General features: G+C 63.6%; 17 protein-coding genes and 1 pseudogene. 10 read left to right on the forward strand and 8 right to left on the reverse strand.

The features are described from left to right. Position 1 precedes the first annotated feature (1 nt). Positions 2-577, forward strand: coding sequence for an SOUL family heme-binding protein (locus BLQ01_RS01250; RefSeq protein ID WP_026546398.1), 576 nt, complete (start codon positions 2-4; stop codon positions 575-577). 150 nt (positions 578-727) lie between these two features. Next, positions 728-2437, forward strand: coding sequence for a 2-succinyl-5-enolpyruvyl-6-hydroxy-3-cyclohexene-1-carboxylic-acid synthase (gene menD, locus BLQ01_RS01255; protein WP_091549806.1), 1710 nt, complete (start codon positions 728-730; stop codon positions 2435-2437). Positions 2438-2524: 87 nt separating this feature from the next. Here menD and BLQ01_RS01260 read toward each other — a convergent pair whose 3' ends face one another. The 4 genes from BLQ01_RS01260 to BLQ01_RS01275 form a co-directional block, all read right to left on the reverse strand. Further along, positions 2525-3313: an amino acid ABC transporter ATP-binding protein gene (locus BLQ01_RS01260; protein ID WP_026539661.1), complete on the reverse strand. Its 789-nt coding sequence runs from the start codon at positions 3311-3313 to the stop codon at positions 2525-2527. An 11-nt stretch (positions 3314-3324) separates the two neighbouring features. Next, positions 3325-4116, reverse strand: coding sequence for an amino acid ABC transporter permease (locus tag BLQ01_RS01265; RefSeq protein WP_026539662.1), 792 nt, complete (start codon positions 4114-4116; stop codon positions 3325-3327). Between the two features lie 93 nt (positions 4117-4209). Beyond that, entirely contained in the window at positions 4210-5007 is a 798-nt protein-coding gene (locus tag BLQ01_RS01270) for an ABC transporter substrate-binding protein (RefSeq protein ID WP_026539663.1), read from the reverse strand. Positions 5008-5165: 158 nt separating this feature from the next. Continuing rightward, positions 5166-6521: an isochorismate synthase gene (locus BLQ01_RS01275; RefSeq protein WP_091549807.1), complete on the reverse strand. Its 1356-nt coding sequence runs from the start codon at positions 6519-6521 to the stop codon at positions 5166-5168. A 91-nt stretch (positions 6522-6612) separates the two neighbouring features. On the opposite strand from BLQ01_RS01275, the gene BLQ01_RS01280 reads away from it, so the two are divergent. From BLQ01_RS01280 to BLQ01_RS01290, 3 genes are read left to right on the forward strand one after another with little or no spacing between them, the layout of a single operon-like run. Further along, complete coding sequence (locus BLQ01_RS01280; RefSeq protein ID WP_026539665.1) at positions 6613-7374, forward strand: demethylmenaquinone methyltransferase; 762 nt, start codon at positions 6613-6615, stop codon at positions 7372-7374. 29 nt (positions 7375-7403) lie between these two features. Further along, entirely contained in the window at positions 7404-8747 is a 1344-nt protein-coding gene (locus tag BLQ01_RS01285; protein ID WP_026539666.1) for a geranylgeranyl reductase family protein, read from the forward strand. Positions 8748-8756: 9 nt separating this feature from the next. Beyond that, entirely contained in the window at positions 8757-9860 is a 1104-nt protein-coding gene (locus BLQ01_RS01290) for a polyprenyl synthetase family protein (RefSeq protein ID WP_026539667.1), read from the forward strand. Positions 9861-9985: 125 nt separating this feature from the next. On the opposite strand, the gene BLQ01_RS22835 is transcribed toward BLQ01_RS01290, so the two are convergent. From BLQ01_RS22835 to BLQ01_RS01305, 4 genes and pseudogenes are all read right to left on the reverse strand, one after another. Further along, a complete protein-coding gene (locus BLQ01_RS22835; RefSeq protein ID WP_309803511.1) occupies positions 9986-10546 on the reverse strand; it encodes an endonuclease domain-containing protein in 561 nt (186 codons plus the stop codon). A 180-nt stretch (positions 10547-10726) separates the two neighbouring features. Next, positions 10727-10855, reverse strand: a pseudogene (locus tag BLQ01_RS22840) (type IV toxin-antitoxin system AbiEi family antitoxin domain-containing protein); the annotation flags it as partial. Positions 10856-11241: 386 nt separating this feature from the next. Next, positions 11242-11667 (reverse strand): hypothetical protein, encoded by a 426-nt coding sequence (locus BLQ01_RS01300; RefSeq protein ID WP_026546392.1) that lies wholly within the window; start codon positions 11665-11667, stop codon positions 11242-11244. 13 nt (positions 11668-11680) lie between these two features. Next, positions 11681-12352, reverse strand: coding sequence for a trimeric intracellular cation channel family protein (locus BLQ01_RS01305; protein ID WP_026546391.1), 672 nt, complete (start codon positions 12350-12352; stop codon positions 11681-11683). Positions 12353-12415: 63 nt separating this feature from the next. Between BLQ01_RS01305 and BLQ01_RS01310 the strand changes: the two genes are divergently transcribed. The 5 genes from BLQ01_RS01310 (at position 12416) to BLQ01_RS01330 (ending at position 18305) form a co-directional block, all read left to right on the forward strand. Next, positions 12416-13120, forward strand: a complete 705-nt coding sequence (locus BLQ01_RS01310; RefSeq protein WP_254779127.1) for a sirohydrochlorin chelatase — start codon at positions 12416-12418, stop codon at positions 13118-13120. A 153-nt stretch (positions 13121-13273) separates the two neighbouring features. After that, positions 13274-15016, forward strand: a complete 1743-nt coding sequence (locus tag BLQ01_RS01315) for a nitrite/sulfite reductase (protein ID WP_026539672.1) — start codon at positions 13274-13276, stop codon at positions 15014-15016. Next, positions 15013-15843: a phosphoadenylyl-sulfate reductase gene (locus BLQ01_RS01320; RefSeq protein ID WP_254779130.1), complete on the forward strand. Its 831-nt coding sequence runs from the start codon at positions 15013-15015 to the stop codon at positions 15841-15843. The genes BLQ01_RS01315 and BLQ01_RS01320 overlap by 4 nt, the downstream gene beginning before the upstream one ends. A gap of 80 nt (positions 15844-15923) precedes the next feature. Further along, the gene (gene cysD, locus BLQ01_RS01325; RefSeq protein ID WP_091550326.1) at positions 15924-16886 is read left to right on the forward strand and encodes a sulfate adenylyltransferase subunit CysD; all 963 of its coding nucleotides are present in this window, start codon (positions 15924-15926) and stop codon (positions 16884-16886) included. Next, on the forward strand, positions 16887-18305 hold the full coding sequence (locus BLQ01_RS01330; RefSeq protein ID WP_091549810.1) for a sulfate adenylyltransferase subunit 1: 1419 nt from the start codon (positions 16887-16889) through the stop codon (positions 18303-18305). It abuts the gene before it with no gap. Positions 18306-18369 lie beyond the last annotated feature (64 nt).

Consider the following 18369-nt stretch of genomic DNA (forward strand, 5'->3'; position numbering starts at 1 on the left):
CATGACTGAACAGCAGCCGTACGATCTGGTCCAGAAGTATCCCCACTTCGAACTGCGTCGGTATCCCGCGCATGTTCTCGCCGAGGTTCAGGTGCACGCCACTTTTGATCGCGCCGCGAACCAGGCCTTCCGATACCTCTTTAACTACATCAGCGGCAGCAACACGGCTCAGCAGAAGTTATCCATGACCGCCCCCGTTATCCAGGAGTCTGGTTCCTCCGAGGAACTGGTCATGACGGCACCGGTATTGCAGACAGGCCCTGCCCCGGGAAGCGAAGACGAAGACTACGTTGTAGCCTTCGTCTTGCCGGCGGGACTGAAGGCGGAAAATGCCCCTGTCCCGGATGAGCCCAGGGTCAAAATCCGCGAGGTGCCCGGGGCGTTGTCTGCTGTCGCCCGATTCACAGGCAATGGAACTGCCTCGGCCTTTCAACGCCACACCGCGGCCCTGCACGAGGCCCTTCAACTGGCTGGTTTGACACCCATCGGTTCGCCCAGGTTCGCGCGTTTCGACCCTCCCTTCAAACCCTGGTTCCTGCGCCATAACGAGGTAGTCCTCGACGTCGAAGAACGCTAACGGCTGGGTTGTGAGTGAGGGTTGGCTGGTGGGGCAGGGGATGTGAACGAGGGTTGGCTGGTGGGGCAGGGGATGTGAGTGAGGGTTGGCTGGTGGGGCAGGGGTTGTGAGCGAGCGTTGGCGGACTGGCTGCCCCAATAGACTGGAGCGGTGACTTCCCAGTACTCTCTGACATCCATCGGTGCCGCCCGGATCGCCGTTAAGGCACTGCTCGACGGCGGTGTGCGGCATACGGTGGTGTCGCCGGGTTCGCGCTCGGCACCCATGGCCTACGCTCTCGCGGAAGCAGAAGCTGCAGGCAGGATTCAGCTCCACGTCCGTATTGATGAACGGGACGCCGGATTCACGGCGCTGGGCCTGGCCCTTTCCACCCAGGCTCCGGTTGCCGTGCTGACTACGTCCGGAACCGCAGTGGGCAACCTTCTGCCGGCTGTCATGGAAGCCAACCATTCCGCCGTTCCCGTGGTGGTGATTTCCGCGGACCGCCCGGAAGAGCTCCACGGAACCGGGGCCAACCAGACCACCATCCAACTGGACCTTTTCGGCGATCACGTGAGATTCGCCGTCGACGTCCCGGCAGGTGACGATCCCCAGAAAGCCGTTGCCACCGCGCTCTACGCAGCAACCGGTGCCCTTGCCGACACTCCTCCCGGTCCTGTCCAAGTGAATCTCGCCTTTCGCGACCCACTGACACCGGCCGACGGCGACGCACTGCCGGCTGCTGCGGGACACGGCGTGTTCCATTACGACGCCGGTCCCCAGTCACTGGATCTTCCGGCAGCGCCCAGCGAACTCGTCGAGCGACGAACCGTGGTCCTCGCCGGTCACGATGCCGGCCCGGTGGCCGAGGCGTTTGCCCGTGCCCATGGTCTGCCGCTGCTCGCTGAGCCGTCCTCCAACGCACGTTTCGGACCGAACGCCGTGGGTCCGTACCGGGTACTGCTGGAACACTTCGGGCCCGGATCAAGATCGCCGATCCAACGGGTAGTCCTGTTTGGCCGGGCCACCCTTTCCCGGCCCGTGGCTGCCCTTCTTGCCCGGGAATCTGTGGAAACGGCCATCTACCAGCCTGTTCCTGTGGCTTGGTATGAGGCCGGGCGCCGTCGCGAAACGCCGATCGAGACCCTTCCCGAGCTCGCCGAATTCGCCGGCCGAGGCTCCGCGGAATGGTTGGACGCCTGGCTCCTGGCTGGTGCAGCGGCCCAACACGCCCTTGACGGAGTGCTCGCGGGGGAGGTCCTCGCCAACGGGCCATCAGTTGGCGCCGCTGTTTGGGAGCACTCCCGCGGACAACTGGTGCTTGGGTCCTCCAACGGAATCCGTGACGTTGACCTCGCCGGACAGCCCCATACCCAACCCATCGCATCGGTGTACGCCAACCGTGGCCTTGCCGGCATCGACGGCACCATCGCCACCGCCACCGGAGTCGCCTTGGGCAGCGGACGCGAAACCACCGTCCTCCTGGGCGACGTTACGTTCCTCCACGACGCCGGGGGACTGCTGCTCGGCCAAGGCGAACCGGTGCCGGACCTGCGGATCGTGGTGCTCAATGACTCAGGTGGGGCCATCTTCAGCCTCCTGGAGCACGGTGCCGTGGAGGACTCAGGCGCCTACGGCACCGCCGTCGAGCGTCTCTTTGGCACCCCGCACTCAGTGGACATTTCGGCACTCGCCGCGGCGTACGGCGTCGGACACCGAACGGTAAGCACGACGGCGGAACTCACCGAGGCGCTCACGTCGCCGCTCAAGGGCCGCACCATTGTGGAGGTTCGCGTGGACCGCGGGGGCCTGCGTGCGCTTCATGCGAGGATCAAGGACGCAATTTCGGCTGCGGTGGGCCAAGTCCTGACAGCCGGCTGAGCCGGCCCGGAACGGCCACCTACGCAGAACGGGCGGGCACCACCCAAGAAGAGTGTTGCCCGCCCGTCAGCGTGGGAAACGAATGAACTAAGCTTCCTCGACACCAATGTGCGTGGGGTCCAGGACGCGGCGCAGGAATTCCTTGGTGCGCGGCTGGGTGGGGGCGCTGATGACGTTCTCCGCCGGCCCTTCTTCCACAACAACACCGGCGTCCATGAAGACAACGCGGTCGGCCACTTCGCGGGCGAAGCCCATCTCGTGGGTAACCACCAGCATGGTCATGCCTTCCTGGGCCAACTTGCGCATGACGGCCAGGACGTCGCCCACGGTCTCGGGGTCCAGGGCGGAGGTGGGTTCATCGAAGAGCATGAGCTGCGGGTCCATGGACAGCGCACGTGCAATGGCTACGCGCTGCTGCTGGCCGCCGGAGAGCTGGTCCGGGAATCGGTCGGCGAGGTGTCCCAGGCCAACGCGCTCCAGGTTGTGGCGGGCCACTCCGGCTGCCTCGGACTTGGATCGCTTGAGGACCTTCATCTGCGAGATGGTGCAGTTGTCCAGGACGCTCAGGTGCGGGAACAGGTTGAAGTGCTGGAACACCATGCCAACACTCTGACGCATTTTGTTGAGGTCCACGTCGGGGTCCGTTGCCTCGAACTTGCCTACGTTGATGGTGCCCGCGTTCGGGTGCTCCAGCAGGTTGACGCAGCGCAGGAGGGTGGACTTTCCCGAACCCGATGGCCCGATCAAGCAAACTACCTGGCCCGGCTCAACGGTCAGCGAGATGCCCTTGAGGACTTCGTTGCTGCCATAGGACTTGCGAAGGTCCTTGATGTCCACGCCCGCGGCGCGGACTGTGCTGTTTACGACGTCGTTCATGACTGTCCTGCCTATCGCTTCGTCCGCGCGGAGCGGCTTTCGAACTTCCGTGCCAGGAGGCTCAAGGGGATGGTGATGACCAGGTAGAAGGCACCGGCGACGAGCAGCGGAGTCAGGCCGGCACCGAGGCTGGAGATGCCGTCGCGGCCAAATTTGGTGAGCTCGTACTGCGAGGCGGTGAGGCCCAGGACGTAGATCAGCGAGGAGTCCTTGGTGAGCAGGATGATCTCGTTGGTCAGGGGCGGCAGGACGATCTTGAACGCCTGGGGGATGACGATGGAGATCATGGCCCGCCAATGCGGCATGCCCAGGGAACGGGCGGCTTCCATCTGGCCTTTCGGCACAGCCTGGAGGCCGGCACGGAGGGTTTCAGCAATGTAGGCCGAGGCCACCATGCCCAGCGATACCATGACCACGATGTTGACGTCCCACTGGACGCCGAAGGCCAGGGGAACGCCATAGCCGAAGGCAATGAAGACCAGCAGTGCCGGGACGCCGCGGAAGAACTCGATGTAGCCGGTGGCGAGCCAGCGGTACAGCGGGAACGATGAGAGCTTCATCAGGGCAAGCAGGAGACCGCCGGACAGGCCCACCACGAACGCCAGGGCCGTGTAGATAAGGGTGTTTTTGAGGCCCACCAGGAAAATGTCCGGGAACATCGGCCCGATCTTGGCGAAGTTGAAGACGCTGGTGCCGATCGTCTTCCAGTCCACAGCAAGGATCACTGCGGCCAGGACGACGACGAAGATTCCGGCCTGGACGTACAAACTGACTTTGGCTCGTTGACGTGCAGTCATTGCCATGGTGTTCTCACATTCATGTTGCGCAGGTGGGGCCCCGAAACAACGTGTCGTTTCGGGGCCCGCCTGCGTGGATCTCGGGAGCCGGGGCTCGGACTACTTGGTGGCTTCGCCGAACCAGGTGGTCTCGAACTTCTTCAGTGAGCCGTCGTCGGTGATGCGCTTCAGCGTGGCGTTTACAGCGTCCGCCATGGCCGTGTTGCCCTTCTTGATGGAGATGCCCAGCTTCTCGCCCGTTGCGTAGTCTTCAACGCGCTTGAGGTTGGAGTCGTCCTTGATGGCGTAGCCCAGGACGGACTGGTTGCCGATGGCGGCGTCGATGGTGCCGGCCTTGAGGGCCTGGACCAGGAGGCCGGAGTCTTCGAACTGCTGCGCGTCGATGCCCTTGTCCTTGGCGTACTGGGCACCGGTGGTGGCCTGCTGGACGCCCACCTTCTTGCCCTTGGCACCATCGATGTTGCTGATGCCGGAGGACGAGGTGGCCACGAGGGTCAGGTCATCGTCCAGGTACGGGGTGGAGAAGTCCATGACGCTCTTGCGGACGTCCGTGATGGAGATCGAGGAGATGGAGACGTCGCAACCGGTCAGTGCTGTGCCGGTCTCGATTGCTTCGAAGGAGCTGTCCACCACGTTGAGTTCGGCCTTGACGTCCTTGGCGATCTCTGCGGCGATGTCCATGTCGAAGCCTACGATCTTGCCGTCCTTCTGGAACTCGAAGGGCTCGTAGGGGACGTCCGAGCACACCGTGAGCTTGCCGGCGTTGATGAGCTTCAGGCCCGAGGCATCCGAAGCCGCCGGGGTGGACGAGCCGCCACAAGCGGTGAGGGCCAGGGCGCCGGCCGCGAGTACGGCGGCAATCTTGGTGCCGGACAGAACCGAACGGGAGATCTGCATGTTGTTTACCTTTTGTTGCGGTGGATGCTGAACTGAGTCGGTTTTAGTGTAGCGCCGAACGTGAGATGTGCATCACAGGAAACTTAGTTTCACTATTGGATAACTAGTTTACGCACTTATCAACCAGTAAAGCAGAAGCCCTGTCCGGGATCCCAGATTCAGCGGCGAATACCCAGGGCCTCAAGCATCGGGCGGAACTTTGCCCACGTTTCGGCCAGTTCGGCCTCGGGCTGTGAGCCTTCAACAATTCCGCATCCCGCGTACAAACGAACCGTGTTGGCGTCTTCGATCACTGCACCGCGCAGGGCGATTCCCCACTCGCCGTTGCCGGCGGCGTCGAGCCAGCCCACCGGTCCTGCGTACGGTCCCCGGTCCAGGTGTTCGAGCTTGCGGATCAAGGCGCCGGCAACCAATGTCGGCGTTCCGCAGACGGCGGCGGTGGGATGCAAAGCGTTGATCAGAGCCAGGCACGTGGGCACATGGCCCTCAATATCGGCCAACTCCGCCTTTACGTCAGAGGCAAGGTGCCACACATTGGGCAGCTCCAGAATGAAAGGCTCACTGTGCGAATTCATCGCCTCCGAGAAAGGAGCCAGCTGCCGGGTCAGGGAATCAATTGCGATCTCATGTTCGTGCCGCTGCTTCTCGGATCCGGCCAGGACGCGCTCCGCGTACTCCATCGGCGAGCCGTCCATGCCGTCAGCGTCGCGGCGGTCAAGGGTTCCTGCCAGCACGCGGGCCTGGGCAGTGCGGCCCTCCACTTGAATCAGCATCTCCGGCGTTGCGCCCACCAGGCCGTCCACGCCGTACGTCCAGCATTCGCGGTACCTGGCTGCGAGCTGGCGAAGTACCTCCGCAGCGTTCACGCCCTCCGGAAGGGTAGCGACGACGTCGCGCGCCAAAACAAGCTTCTCCAGGTTCCCGGCGCGGATCTCCTCCACGCCGTTGGAAACAGCCCGCATCCAGGCGGCCTCGCTCAGGGAACCTGAACTCAAGTGACCGGCGGAACCGTCCGCCATGACCGCCTCCAGTGAGGGCACGACGTCGGAGCCTCCTGCCGCTGAGTCCTCGCCGCTTGGTTCCGGCTCGGTCAGCCAGCGATGCACGGAGGCGAGGACGCCCGCCTCGGTAAGGGGTGCGCCGTCGAACGTTAATTGGGTAGCCCAGGCGCGGCCATCACGAATCCCCACCACCAGCTCAGGGAGGATCAAACGGGAGACGTGCGGGGAGGTTTTGGAGAAGGCGAATGAGCCGAATGCCACAGGACCGGTGCCTGGAAGCTCCACGTGGTCAGTGATTTCGGCCTCAAGAATGAGGTGCCGCCACCAGATATCGGCCTCGAGGAAACGCTCCGGGCCGGTGGCATTGAAACGGGTCAGCTCGCCGTAGCCCACCAGACCGGCTTCGCGCCGGGACCAGCAAAGGACGTCGTCCCGGACCAGAAACGACGGCAGCCCCCCGGAGGATGATTCAACATCGAGGGGGACTGTCAAGGTGCGGAGCGTGCTCGTCATGATGGAACAACAGTACTCCCGCCGACAACCAGAATCTGAGCCGACTTCTACAGCGCAGCAAAGTCGGCTGAATGTCTGAGACAATTACAGGGTGAACCGAGCATCCTTGGAAAAGCGTCCGGACGAAGTTGCGACGATGTTTGATGATGTCGCCCCAAAATACGATGTCGTCAATGATGTCCTGTCCATGGGGCAGACGCGCCGTTGGCGCCGGATCGTCGTTGACGCGGTGGATGTCAAGGCGGGCCAGAAGGTCCTGGACCTTGCCGCCGGAACCGGAACGTCCAGCGAACCCTATGCCGATGCCGGCGTGGACGTTGTGGCCTGCGACTTCTCCCTGGGCATGCTCAAGGTCGGCAAGCGCCGCCGTCCGGACATCGACTTCATTGCCGGTGACGCCACCAACCTGCCGTTCGCTGACAACAGCTTCGATGCCTCCACCATCTCCTTCGGCCTGCGGAACGTCGTAGAACCCCGCAAGGCCCTGGAGGAAATGCTGCGCGTCACCAAGCCGGGCGGACGCCTGGTCATTGCCGAGTTCTCGCACCCCGTGGTGCCGCTGTGGCGCAACCTCTACACCGAATACCTCATGCGTGCGCTCCCCGCCATCGCCACCAAGGTCTCCTCCAACCCGGATGCCTACGTGTACCTTGCCGAGTCCATCCGCGCCTGGCCTGACCAGGACCACCTCGCCCAGTGGCTCAGCGAAGCCGGCTGGACGGACATCACGTACCGCAACCTCAGCGGCGGCATCGTCGCAGTGCACCGCGCACAGAAGCCCGCCGAGCACCGCGAAAGTGTTCCCGTGGCCAAGCTTCGCCGCCAGATCAAGCCGCGCCAACAGGCCGGCTGACCCCGTACAGCCTGCTGATTTAGGACGACGTGAAAGTACTGATTGTTGGCGCGGGCCCGGCTGGGTCCACCGCCGCGTATTACCTCGCCCAGGCGGGCATCGACGTCACGGTGCTGGAAAAGACCTCCTTTCCCCGTGAAAAAGTGTGCGGCGACGGCCTCACGCCCCGTGCCGTCCGGGAGATCCAGAAGCTTGGACTTTCCCACGCTGTGGAGGACGGGTGGCGCCGGAACAAGGGCCTTCGCCTCATTGCCGGCGGACGCACCATTGAGCTGCCCTGGCCCGAGGTTTCCGACTTTCCCACTTACGGCTTGATCCGAACACGGCTTGGCTTCGACGAGTCCCTGGCGCGGCACGCCGAGGCCGCCGGCGCCGTCGTGCTTGAACGCCACAGCGTTACTTCCGCCCTCACTTCCGACGACGGCCGTGTCATCGGCGCCCGGGCCGCCATCCTTGACGAGTCCGGACGTAAGACGGGTGAAACGCGCGACTTCCACGCCGACGTCGTACTCGCCGCCGACGGTAATTCGACCCGAACCGCAGTGTCGCTGGGGATGCATAAGCGCGACGACCGTCCTCTGGGCGTCGCGGTGCGAACCTACTTCACCTCCCCGCGCCACAACGACGACTGGATGGAAGGCTGGCTGGAACTTCCCGGCAAATCCGGCAAACCGCTGCCCGGCTACGGCTGGGTCTTCGGTGTAGGCGACGGTACCTCCAACGTCGGGCTCGGGATCCTGAACTCCTCCAAGGAATTCGGCAAGCTCGACTACAAGCAGGTCCTGCGCGAATGGACCGCCGGCATGCCCGCCGAGTGGGGCTTCACCCCCGAAAATCAGGTGGGCGAAATCCGTGGTGCCGCGCTGCCTATGGGCTTCAACCGCACCCCGCACTACTCACCCGGCCTGCTTCTGCTGGGCGACGCCGGCGGCATGGTCTCCCCGTTCAACGGCGAGGGCATTTCCTACGCCATGGAGTCCGCACGCTTCGCGGCCGAGTTTATTGTTGACGCTTCCGCACGCTCTGCCTCGGCCGGTTGGTCAACGCACGACGCCGACGCTCACCTCTCGCGGTACGCAGACTATGTGCGGGACCAGTGGGGATCGCACTTCACGCTGGGCCGCGCCTTTGCCTCCCTCATCGGCAAGCCGGCAGTGATGAAGCTCGCCCTGCGCACCGGGATGCCGATACCGGTGCTGATGCGCTTCGTGGTCCGCATGCTCGCCAACCTCACCGACCCTGCTGCGAAAGGCTTCGAAGACCGTGTGATCCGGGTCCTCGAGATGCTGGTTCCGGCAACGTCCAACACTTCATCTGCCCGTGCGCTGACGCCGGCAGGCTCCAACACCGCGGTTTCCGCACCAACTAGTTAGGGTTAACCCGTGACGAACTCTGCCGAACACAGCTGGACGCATGCCGGGCACGGTCTGCGGGACACTGTGGAGCCTGCTCCCAACACCACCGCGATCGCAACGGGGCTCCAGTTGCCCGCCGGTTTCGCCGCAATTGCCGGCGATGCCGAACTCGGGCCTGCCATCACCACCAACCTTGCACGGGTGGAGAAGAAGCTTCGCGAAGCCATCTCCAACTCGGATCCCCTGGCTGATGCGACGTCGCGTCACCTGGTGGAAGCCGGGGGCAAGCGCATCCGTCCGCTGCTCACCCTGCTGTGTGCCCACCTTGGCGATGCCTCACGCCCCGAGGTTGTCCAGGCGGCAGTAGTTGTTGAACTCACGCACCTCGCAACGCTCTACCACGACGACGTGATGGACTCCGCACCCTTCCGCCGCGGTGCTCCCACGGCCCACGAAGTCTGGGGCAACTCGGTGGCCATCCTCACCGGCGACCTCATCTTCGCCCGTGCTTCCATCCTTGTTTCCGAGCTCGGCTCCCGTGCCCTGGGCATCCAAGCCCGCACCTTTGAGCGTTTGTGCCTCGGCCAGCTCCACGAAACGGTGGGCCCGCGCGAAGACGAAGATCCCGTGGAGCACTACCTTTCCGTCATCGCGGACAAGACCGGTTCCCTGGTGGCAGCGTCCGGGCAGCTCGGTGCGATCTTCGCTGGTGCCGATGAAGCCTATGAGGACCTGCTGGTTGAGTACGGCGAGAAAGTGGGTGTGGCCTTCCAGCTTGCCGACGACGTCATTGATGTCACCGGGGTAAAGGTCAAGTCCGGAAAGTCCCCGGGCACCGACCTCCGTGAAGGTGTGCCCACCCTGCCTGTGCTGCTGCTCCGCCGTGACGCCGCTGCGGGGGATGCCTCGGCGATTGCGTTGCTTGAATTGATCGACGGCGACCTGTCCTCCGACGAAGCCTTGGCTGAGGCCGTTGCCGGCCTGCGTGAGCACCCCGTCACCAACGAGTCCTGGAAAATCGCGCGCCAGTGGTCCGCCGAGGCCGTCGCTGCCCTGGCTCCGCTGCCCGAAGGCGTAGTGAAGGCCTCGTTGACCAACTTCGCACATGCCGTGGTGGACCGCAGCAGCTAGTCTTCCTTCAAGGCGTGTCTTCCTGACCTTGTTTAGGCTCTCGGCGGCCGCTATGCACCCTCTTTGGGTTGCGTAGCGGCCGTCCTCGTTCCAAAGAAGGTCAAGTCGTCACGGCAAAGCCCGGATCACGACGCCGGCACCCACTTTGGCGTCCAACGCGAGGGTCCGAAGTGGCCGGCTTCCCTGATGGTCAGGACTTCAAGCACCTCAGCCACCATCCTTTCTGGATGGTGAACGACGTCGGAGTAGTAGTAGCGAAGGACAAGGAAGCCGCCTCGCATGCTTGCATTGTTCCGGTACTGGTCCTTCTTCACTTGCCAGCCTTCCAAGTGGGTGCCGCCGTCGAGCTCGATCACCAAGGAACCGTTGATAAGGCAGTCGACTTCACCGACTCCGGGTAGCTGAACGTGCATCTTCACCGTGAGTCCTGCCGCGGTGAAGTGGGTGTGCGCCAAGACTTCCAGCAATGAATCTGCCCTGGGAAGGACCAGCCCCAAGATCGCCCGGGCCCGCCCATTCCGAGGTCCGGTCAGCTTCGACCTCAGGTAATCCGGGCTCAGCAGCGCCTGACTCACAGCGCTCTGGACCATGACCAGGGACTCAAGCTTCGGCCTGCAACGGAGTGCGTGCATCAGAACGTCGGCAACGCCGGCAACTGGTAGGTAGGAATGCGGGGGATGGGTCATACAGGCGTGGTCAACAATGCCGGGCTTGGGGAGGCCGTTGCCGCAGCTCAGGTGTAGGGTCTCAGGTTTTCGAAGTATCCAAAGGTCATAGAACCTTGCCGCCGAGACGCAGGTAAGGCGGCCATTCGCGCGAAAGGCGGCGACGACGTCGGAGTCCGCTCCTTGAGTGACGTAGACGCCTCGCTGCAATTTTGTGATCGACCCTGAGTTCAACGCTGAGGCCAGAGTCCTCTCAGAGAAGCCGGCACGCTTCAAGTCTGCAGTCCTGGCTACACCGTGTCGGGAGCGAAGGAATTGAGGGAGGTCCATCAAGCCATGGTTACTGCGAAGACGACTCCCCAGCACCTGCTTTTCAGCCTATGTGGACAACTGCACTGGACCGTAAAAGGAACGCGCCATCCTTGAATATTCATTGACCCCAAGAGTTGCGCTTGTGACAGGATTGTCATAAGCTATTCACGGATCCACTAAATGCCTCCGGTGGGTCTGATGCGAACGGAGATTGTGGTCCCGGTTCGGTGCAGCGTATGACTCGTAACGTTGCAACGAACCGGGGCCATTCCGTTTTAACCTCAAAACTCCGTGGCGTCCTGACCTTCTTTGAACACAGAACAGCCCCTATGCAACCAATTGCGGGTGCATAGGGGCTGAAAGTACTTCAAACAGGGTCAGGAAACCCACGTGGGCACTGAAATTTAGTCTTCGTCGTCGTTGAACGCCCACTCGAACATGTCGAACACGAATTCAGAGAAGGTGCCCTCTTCACTCTTCCACTGGCCGCGGGCGTTGTTGCGGCGCCACACGATGGGGTCCGGGATGCCGAGGTCGGCTGTGCGGAAGCCCCAGGTGAACTGCTCTTCCTCGTCCTCAAGGAACATGAGGAAACCTTCGTCATCCACCTCGAGCTCTTCGGGATCCCAGAAGTAGTGGTAGGCCTCCATGAGGTCCTCGCAGCCACCGATCGCGAGGTAGAACTCGCGCAGGACCAGCGGGATGGTGAAGGAGTGATCGGCGAGGGCGTCATCCAGTTCGTCCGGTGTGAGGCCGTCTTCTTCCTGCCATTCATCCTCGAGATACTTTGGGACCAGCGCGCGGAACTTCTCGAGGAACATGTCAGTCATGCTCTTATCCTAGCTAATCCCGGGCACCCGAAATTGCGCCCGGCCCGGCGCCGGGACGGTGCCATCCGCGGACGGCCAGTGGTACGTGCCAGCTGCGTCGCCAGGCTGTGACACGGAAGGCGAAAACAACGCCGGCAACTACGCACGCCGTGAGCCCGGTAAAGGTCCCCAAATTCCACAGCAACGTGGTGAGCCCGGCCCCAACAAACGCGGGGAGCGCATAGAGATCGCGGGCATTGAAGAGGGTGGGGATTTCGTTCGCCGTGATGTCGCGCAGGAGGCCGCCGCCCACAGCAGTGGTGACTCCCAGGAGGATCGCTGCCACAGGATTCATCCCGGCAGTCAGTGCCTTGAGCGTTCCGGTGATGCAAAACAAAGCCAGCCCGCCGGCGTCGAACAGGGTCAGCAGCGACGTGAAGCGCTGGACCGAGGAGAACAAGAAGTAGACCAGCATCGCAGCCAGCAGCGGGGGAGCGAGGTAGGCCGGATTGGTGAAGGCTATGGGCGGCCCGGCGTTGATGATGATGTCGCGGATCACGCCGCCGCCCAGGGCCACGATGGAGCCAAGGAGCACGGAGCCCACAATGTCGAATTGTTTACGGGCGGCCAGCAAGGATCCTGAGACCGCGAAGAAGAACACGCCAACCAGGTCGAGCCAGAGAAGGACGATGTCGATGGAAATCAAGTGGACGGGTTCTTTCTGGATACGACTCTCAATGGATGCTGGCTCAACGTTACGCTAGCTCCCATGAACAGCCCCGTTTTGATCGCTTGCGCCCACGGAACCCGGAATGCCGAAGGGCAAGCTGCCATCCGACAGGTCATGGCCGACATCGAAGCCCTCCGCCCCGGGTTGCAGGTGGTTGAGGCATACGTTGACGTGCAGGAACCAGAGCTGGGCGGCGTGGTGGAGGGCCTGCCCGAGGGGACGCCCGCCGTCGTCGTACCGCTTTTGCTCTCCACCGGCTTCCACATCAAGGTGGACGTGCCCAAAGCCATCAAGTCCCGGCCCGAGGTCGTGGCTGCCAGGCCGCTTGGACCCGATGCGCGGCTGGCTGAGTTGTTGGCCAACCACCTGCGCGCGGCCGGGCTGCAGGAGAACGACGGCGTGCTGCTGGCTGCCGCTGGCTCCTCCCTTCCGGACGGCTCGGTTGATTCGGAGGAGCAGGGGCGGCTGCTCGGAGGGCTGCTTCCCAACAAGGTGCGGGTGGCTTATGGCGCCAGTGCCCAGCCCACAGTGCCCGACGGCGTCGCCTCCTTGCGCGAAGAACTCGCCGCCGACGGTGGGACAGGCCGGGTCTTCATTGCCTCGTACCTGTTGGCTACCGGCTATTTCCACGACCAGTTGGCCAAGGCCGGGGCCGATGTTGTGGCGGCGCCACTGTTGCCGTCGAAGGTGCTCGCCGAGATCGCGCTGGAACGGTATGACGCAGTGTTGGAAAGGCTCTCCTAACCTTTATCCGCGCGGAAAAGTGGCTGTAAAGGCCTGCACAAACCAGGCCCTCCGGACAAGGCCGCGGGCGTGTTCGTGACGAAATGTTTCCCTAGGTGACTTAGCATTTCCGGACCTTTGCTGGCTAAATCTGGCCAGACCTACAGTCGATGTATGACAGATACAGCTGTAGCCGGTGCGTCCTCGGACACCGCAGTTCCCTCGCGTCCGGCGCGCACCCGCCCTGCCGCCAAGCCCCACGGCCAGTGGAAGGTTGACGGCACCGCTCCACTGAATGCCAACGAAACCTGGAAGCAGGAAGACAACGGGCTCAACGTCCGTGAGCGCATTGAGTCTGTCTACTCCAAAGAGGGCTTCGATTCGATCGACGGCACGGACCTTCACGGCCGCTTCCGTTGGTGGGGTCTCTACACCCAGCGCAAGCCCGGGATCGACGGCGGCAAGACTGCAACGCTCGAACCGCACGAGCTCGAAGACAAATACTTCATGCTGCGCGTGCGCATCGACGGCGGCGCGCTGACCACTGAGCAGCTGCGCGTCATCGGCCAGATTTCCGTGGACTTCGCCCGCGGCTCGGCCGACCTCACGGACCGCCAGAACATCCAGCTGCACTGGATCCGCGTCGAAGACGTGCCGGAGATCTGGCGCCGCCTGGAGTCCATCGGCCTGTCCACGACTGAAGCGTGCGGCGACGTTCCCCGCGTCATCCTCGGCTCCCCGGTTGCCGGCATTGCCAAGGACGAGATCATCGACCCCACGCCGCTGATCCACGAGCTCGCCGAGCGTTTCATCGGCGATCCCGAACTGGCCAACCTGCCCCGCAAGTACAAGACGGCCATCACGGGCCACCCGTCCCAGGACGTGGTGCACGAGATCAACGACTTCGCTTTGGTTGGCGTCGTCCACCCCGAACTTGGCGCCGGCTACGACCTCTGGGTTGGCGGCGGCCTCTCCACCAACCCGCGCCTGGCCGAACGCCTCGGTGTGTTCGTTTCGGCGGATGTAGCCGCTGAAGTATGGCTCGGCGTGACCAGCATCTTCCGCGATTACGGCTACCGCCGCATGCGCACCAAGGCCCGCCTGAAGTTCCTCATGAACGACTGGGGACCGGCCAAATTCCGCCAGATCCTTGAGGACGAATACCTGGGCTTCAAGCTTCCCGACGGCCCCGCCGCTCCCAAGCCCACGGCTCCCGGTGACCACATCGGCGTTCACGAGCAGAAGGACGGCAAGTTCTTCATCGGAGTCACCCCGACTGTGGGCCGCACCTCCGGCGAAGCGCTGGTCACGTTGGCGGACACCTTGGAGAAGCACGGTTCATACCGTCTGCGCACTACTCCTCACCAGAAGCTGGTCATCCTGGACGTTGCCAAGGAGCAGGTTGAGCCGCTGATCGCCGAACTGGACACCTTGGGCCTCTCGGCACGTCCGTCCGTGTTCCGTCGCGGCACCATTGCTTGCACGGGCATCGAGTTCTGCAAGCTGGCCATCGTCGAAACCAAGGTCACCGCGGCAACGGCCATCGCTGAGCTGGAGCGTCGCCTGGCCGACCTCGTGGAAACCAAGCAGCTGCCCTCGGCACTGTCCCTCCACATCAACGGCTGCCCGAACTCCTGCGCACGCATCCAGACGGCCGATATCGGCCTGAAGGGCATGATGCTGCCCACGCCCGACGGCGACCCCACCCCGGGTTTCCAGGTCCACCTCGGTGGCGGGCTGGCCAACAACGAGCGCGAAGAAGCCGGTCTTGGACGTACCGTCCGCGGCCTCAAGGTCACGGTTGAAGACCTGCCCGATTACGTGGAGCGCGTGGTCCGTAAATTCGTCGCCGTCGGCGCGGAAGGCCAGACCTTCGCAGAGTGGGCACACTCGGCAGATGAAGGAGATCTCCAATGAGCACAAATCAGCGAGTGGCAGGCGATGCCGCCCAGGGAGTGGCATCGGGCCTGTCGGAGCCGCGCGCTGGGCTGATCGGAGATCAGCCGCGCGGCGAAGGGGCGGGGGCGGCATCGCCTGCCGCTGCCCTGCGCTCCCACGAGGAACTCAAGGCACTGGCTGAGGCCGGCGCCGCTGAACTCGGTTGGAATGCCCCTGCCCAGGACGTCATCGCCTGGGTTGCCCGCAACTTTGAGCTGCCCACGGTAACGGTGGCCTGCTCCATGGCCGATGCCGTCCTGCCGGCCTTGGTCGCGGACCAGCTTCCCGGCGTCGACGTCTTGTTCCTGGAAACCGGCTACCACTTCAAGGAAACGTACGAGACCCGCGACGAAGTCGCAGCGAATCTCCGCGTCAACGTGGTGGACGTCCTTCCGGAGACCACCGTTGAACAGCAGGACCGCCTGCTCGGCAAGGACCTGTTCGCCCGCGACCCCGCCCAGTGCTGCGCGCTGAGGAAAGTCCAGCCCCTGCGCCGCTCGCTGGCCGGCTACGAGGTGTGGTTCACCGGAGTTCGCCGCGACGAGGGACCCACCCGCACCAATACCCCGGTGGTCACCTGGGACGAAGGCTTCGGCCTGGTCAAAGTGAACCCGATGGTCGACTGGACCTTCGATCAGCTGATCGAGTACTCCGAAGACAACATCCTTCCCGTCAACCCCCTCCTGAGCCAGGGCTACCCGTCCATCGGCTGCCAGCCCTGCACCCGCCAGGTTGCCCCGGGTGAAGACCCCCGTGCCGGCCGCTGGGCAGGATCCGACAAGACAGAATGCGGACTACACACATGAGCACCCAAACAACGTCAACGGACGCCTACGCAGCAGATGCCGCCCCCGCCCCTTCGCTGGACGACAATGCTGCAAGCAGCATTGCGTCCAGCTTCGACAGGCCCGATGCCACTCCCGGGGCGGCATCTGCTGCTTCGGTTTTGGAGTCGACCCGTCTCTCAAGCCTGGACACCCTCGAGTCCGAAGCCATTCACATCATCCGCGAGGTTGTTGCCGAGTTCGAGAAGCCTGCGCTGCTGTTCTCCGGTGGCAAGGATTCCGTAGTCATGCTGCACCTGGCCACCAAGGCGTTCTGGCCGGGCAAGGTTCCCTTCCCGGTCCTGCACGTGGACACGGGCCACAACTTCCCGGAGGTCATCGACTTCCGCGACCGCACTGTTGAGCGCCTCGGCTTGAAGCTTGTTGTCGGCTCGGTCCAGGAATTCATCGACCGCGGCGAACTGGCTGAGCGTGCCGACGGTACCCGCAACCCGCTGCAGACCGTTCCGCTGCTGGATGCGATCCAGCGCAACAAGTTCGACGCCGTGTTCGGCGGCGGCCGCCGTGACGAGGACAAGGCCCGTGCCAAGGAGCGCATCCTGAGCCTCCGCGACGAATTCGGCCAGTGGGACCCGCGCAACCAGCGCCCCGAGCTGTGGAACCTGTATAACGGCCGCCACACGGTGGGCCAGCACGTCCGCGCGTTCCCGATCAGCAACTGGACCGAGCTGGACATCTGGCGTTACATCGAGCGCGAGAACATCGAGCTCCCGGGCCTCTACTACGCCCACGAGCGCGAAGTTTTCGCCCGTGACGGCATGTGGCGCGCTGTAGGCGAGGTTTCCCAGCCGCTGCCCAACGAGGAAGTCATCACCAAACTGGTGCGTTACCGCACAGTGGGTGACATGTCCTGCACAGGTGCCGTCGAGTCCGGCGCCCGCACCGTGGCCGACGTCGTTGTTGAAGTCGCTGCCTCCACCCTGACCGAACGTGGCGCCACCCGAGCAGATGACCGCATCTCCGAGGCAGCCATGGAAGACCGCAAGAAGGACGGCTACTTCTAAATGAGCACCGAAACACTGGCTGCCGGGCTGGAAACAGCCCTGCCAACGACCCTCTTCCGTTTCGCTACTGCCGGCTCGGTGGACGACGGCAAGTCCACTCTGGTGGGCCGCCTCCTTCACGATTCCAAGGCGATTCTTGCTGACACGCTCGACGCCGTTGCCCGCACCTCTGCGGATCGCGGCTTCGGCGGCGAGAAGGGCGGGATCGACCTCGCCCTCCTGACCGACGGCCTGCGTGCCGAGCGTGAGCAGGGCATCACCATCGATGTGGCCTACCGCTACTTCGCTACCGACCGCCGCAGCTTCATCCTGGCGGACTGCCCCGGCCACGTTCAGTACACCAAGAACACGGTGACCGGCGCGTCCACTGCGGATGCCGTCGTCGTTCTTATTGACGCCCGTAAGGGTGTGTTGGAGCAGACCCGCCGCCACCTTTCCGTTCTGCAGTTGCTGCGTGTTGCCCACGTGATTGTGGCTGTGAACAAGATCGACCTGGTGGACTTCAGCGAGCAGGTCTTCCGCGACATCGAAGCGGACGTGCAGAAGGTTGCCCGCGAGCTTGGCTTGGGTCGTGAAGATTCAAATGCTGGCGGGGTTACAGACCTTTTCGTGGTTCCTGTTTCCGCCCTCGACGGCGACAACGTGGTGGACCGCTCTGAGCGCACCCCTTGGTACACCGGTCCTGCGTTGCTGGAGGTCCTCGAAACCCTCCCGGCCGCTGACGAGCTCGAGGCAGACCTGGAGAGCTTCCGCTTCCCGGTCCAGCTGGTGATCCGTCCCCAGGGTGCCCTGGCTCCGGATGCCGTTGCTGCCGGCCTGGACGTTGAGGCGTACCGCGATTACCGCGCCTACGCCGGCCAGATCACGGAAGGTTCAGTCAAGGTTGGCGACGAAGTCAGTGTCATCAGCCCCGGCCACGAACCGTGCACCACCACGGTGATCGGCATCGACTTCGCCGGTCAGTCGCTTGACGAGGCCGCTGCTCCGCAGTCCGTGGCTGTCCGCCTGGCTGACGAGATCGACATCGCCCGTGGCGACACCATCGCCGCTGCCGGTACGGTCCGCGAAAGCACCGCTGACCTGTATGCGTCCTTGGCTTGGCTCTCGCCGAAGCCGCTGCGCGAAGGCCAGAAGGTCCTGGTGAAGCACGGTACGCGTACGGTCCAGGCACTGGTCCGCAACGTCACCGGCAAGCTGGATCTGGCCACCTTCAATGTGGAGCCGGCGTCCAACTTGGAACTCAACGACATCGGACACGCACAGCTCCGGCTCTCTGCTCCGCTGCCGTTGGAGAACTACCTGCACCACCGCCGCACCGGCGCTTTCCTGGTGATCGACCCCATCGACGGCAACACCCTTGCCGCCGGCTTGGTGAAGGACCACCCGGGCGACCACGAAGACGAACGTTACGTCATCTAGGGTCACACGTAGTCACAAAACCGCAGCTTGTTCGCGACTTCTCACGTTGTACGGCGGGAATTTC

This window comes from Arthrobacter sp. UNCCL28, assembly GCF_900102805.1.
Classification (GTDB): Bacteria; Actinomycetota; Actinomycetes; order Actinomycetales; family Micrococcaceae; genus Arthrobacter; species Arthrobacter nicotinovorans_A.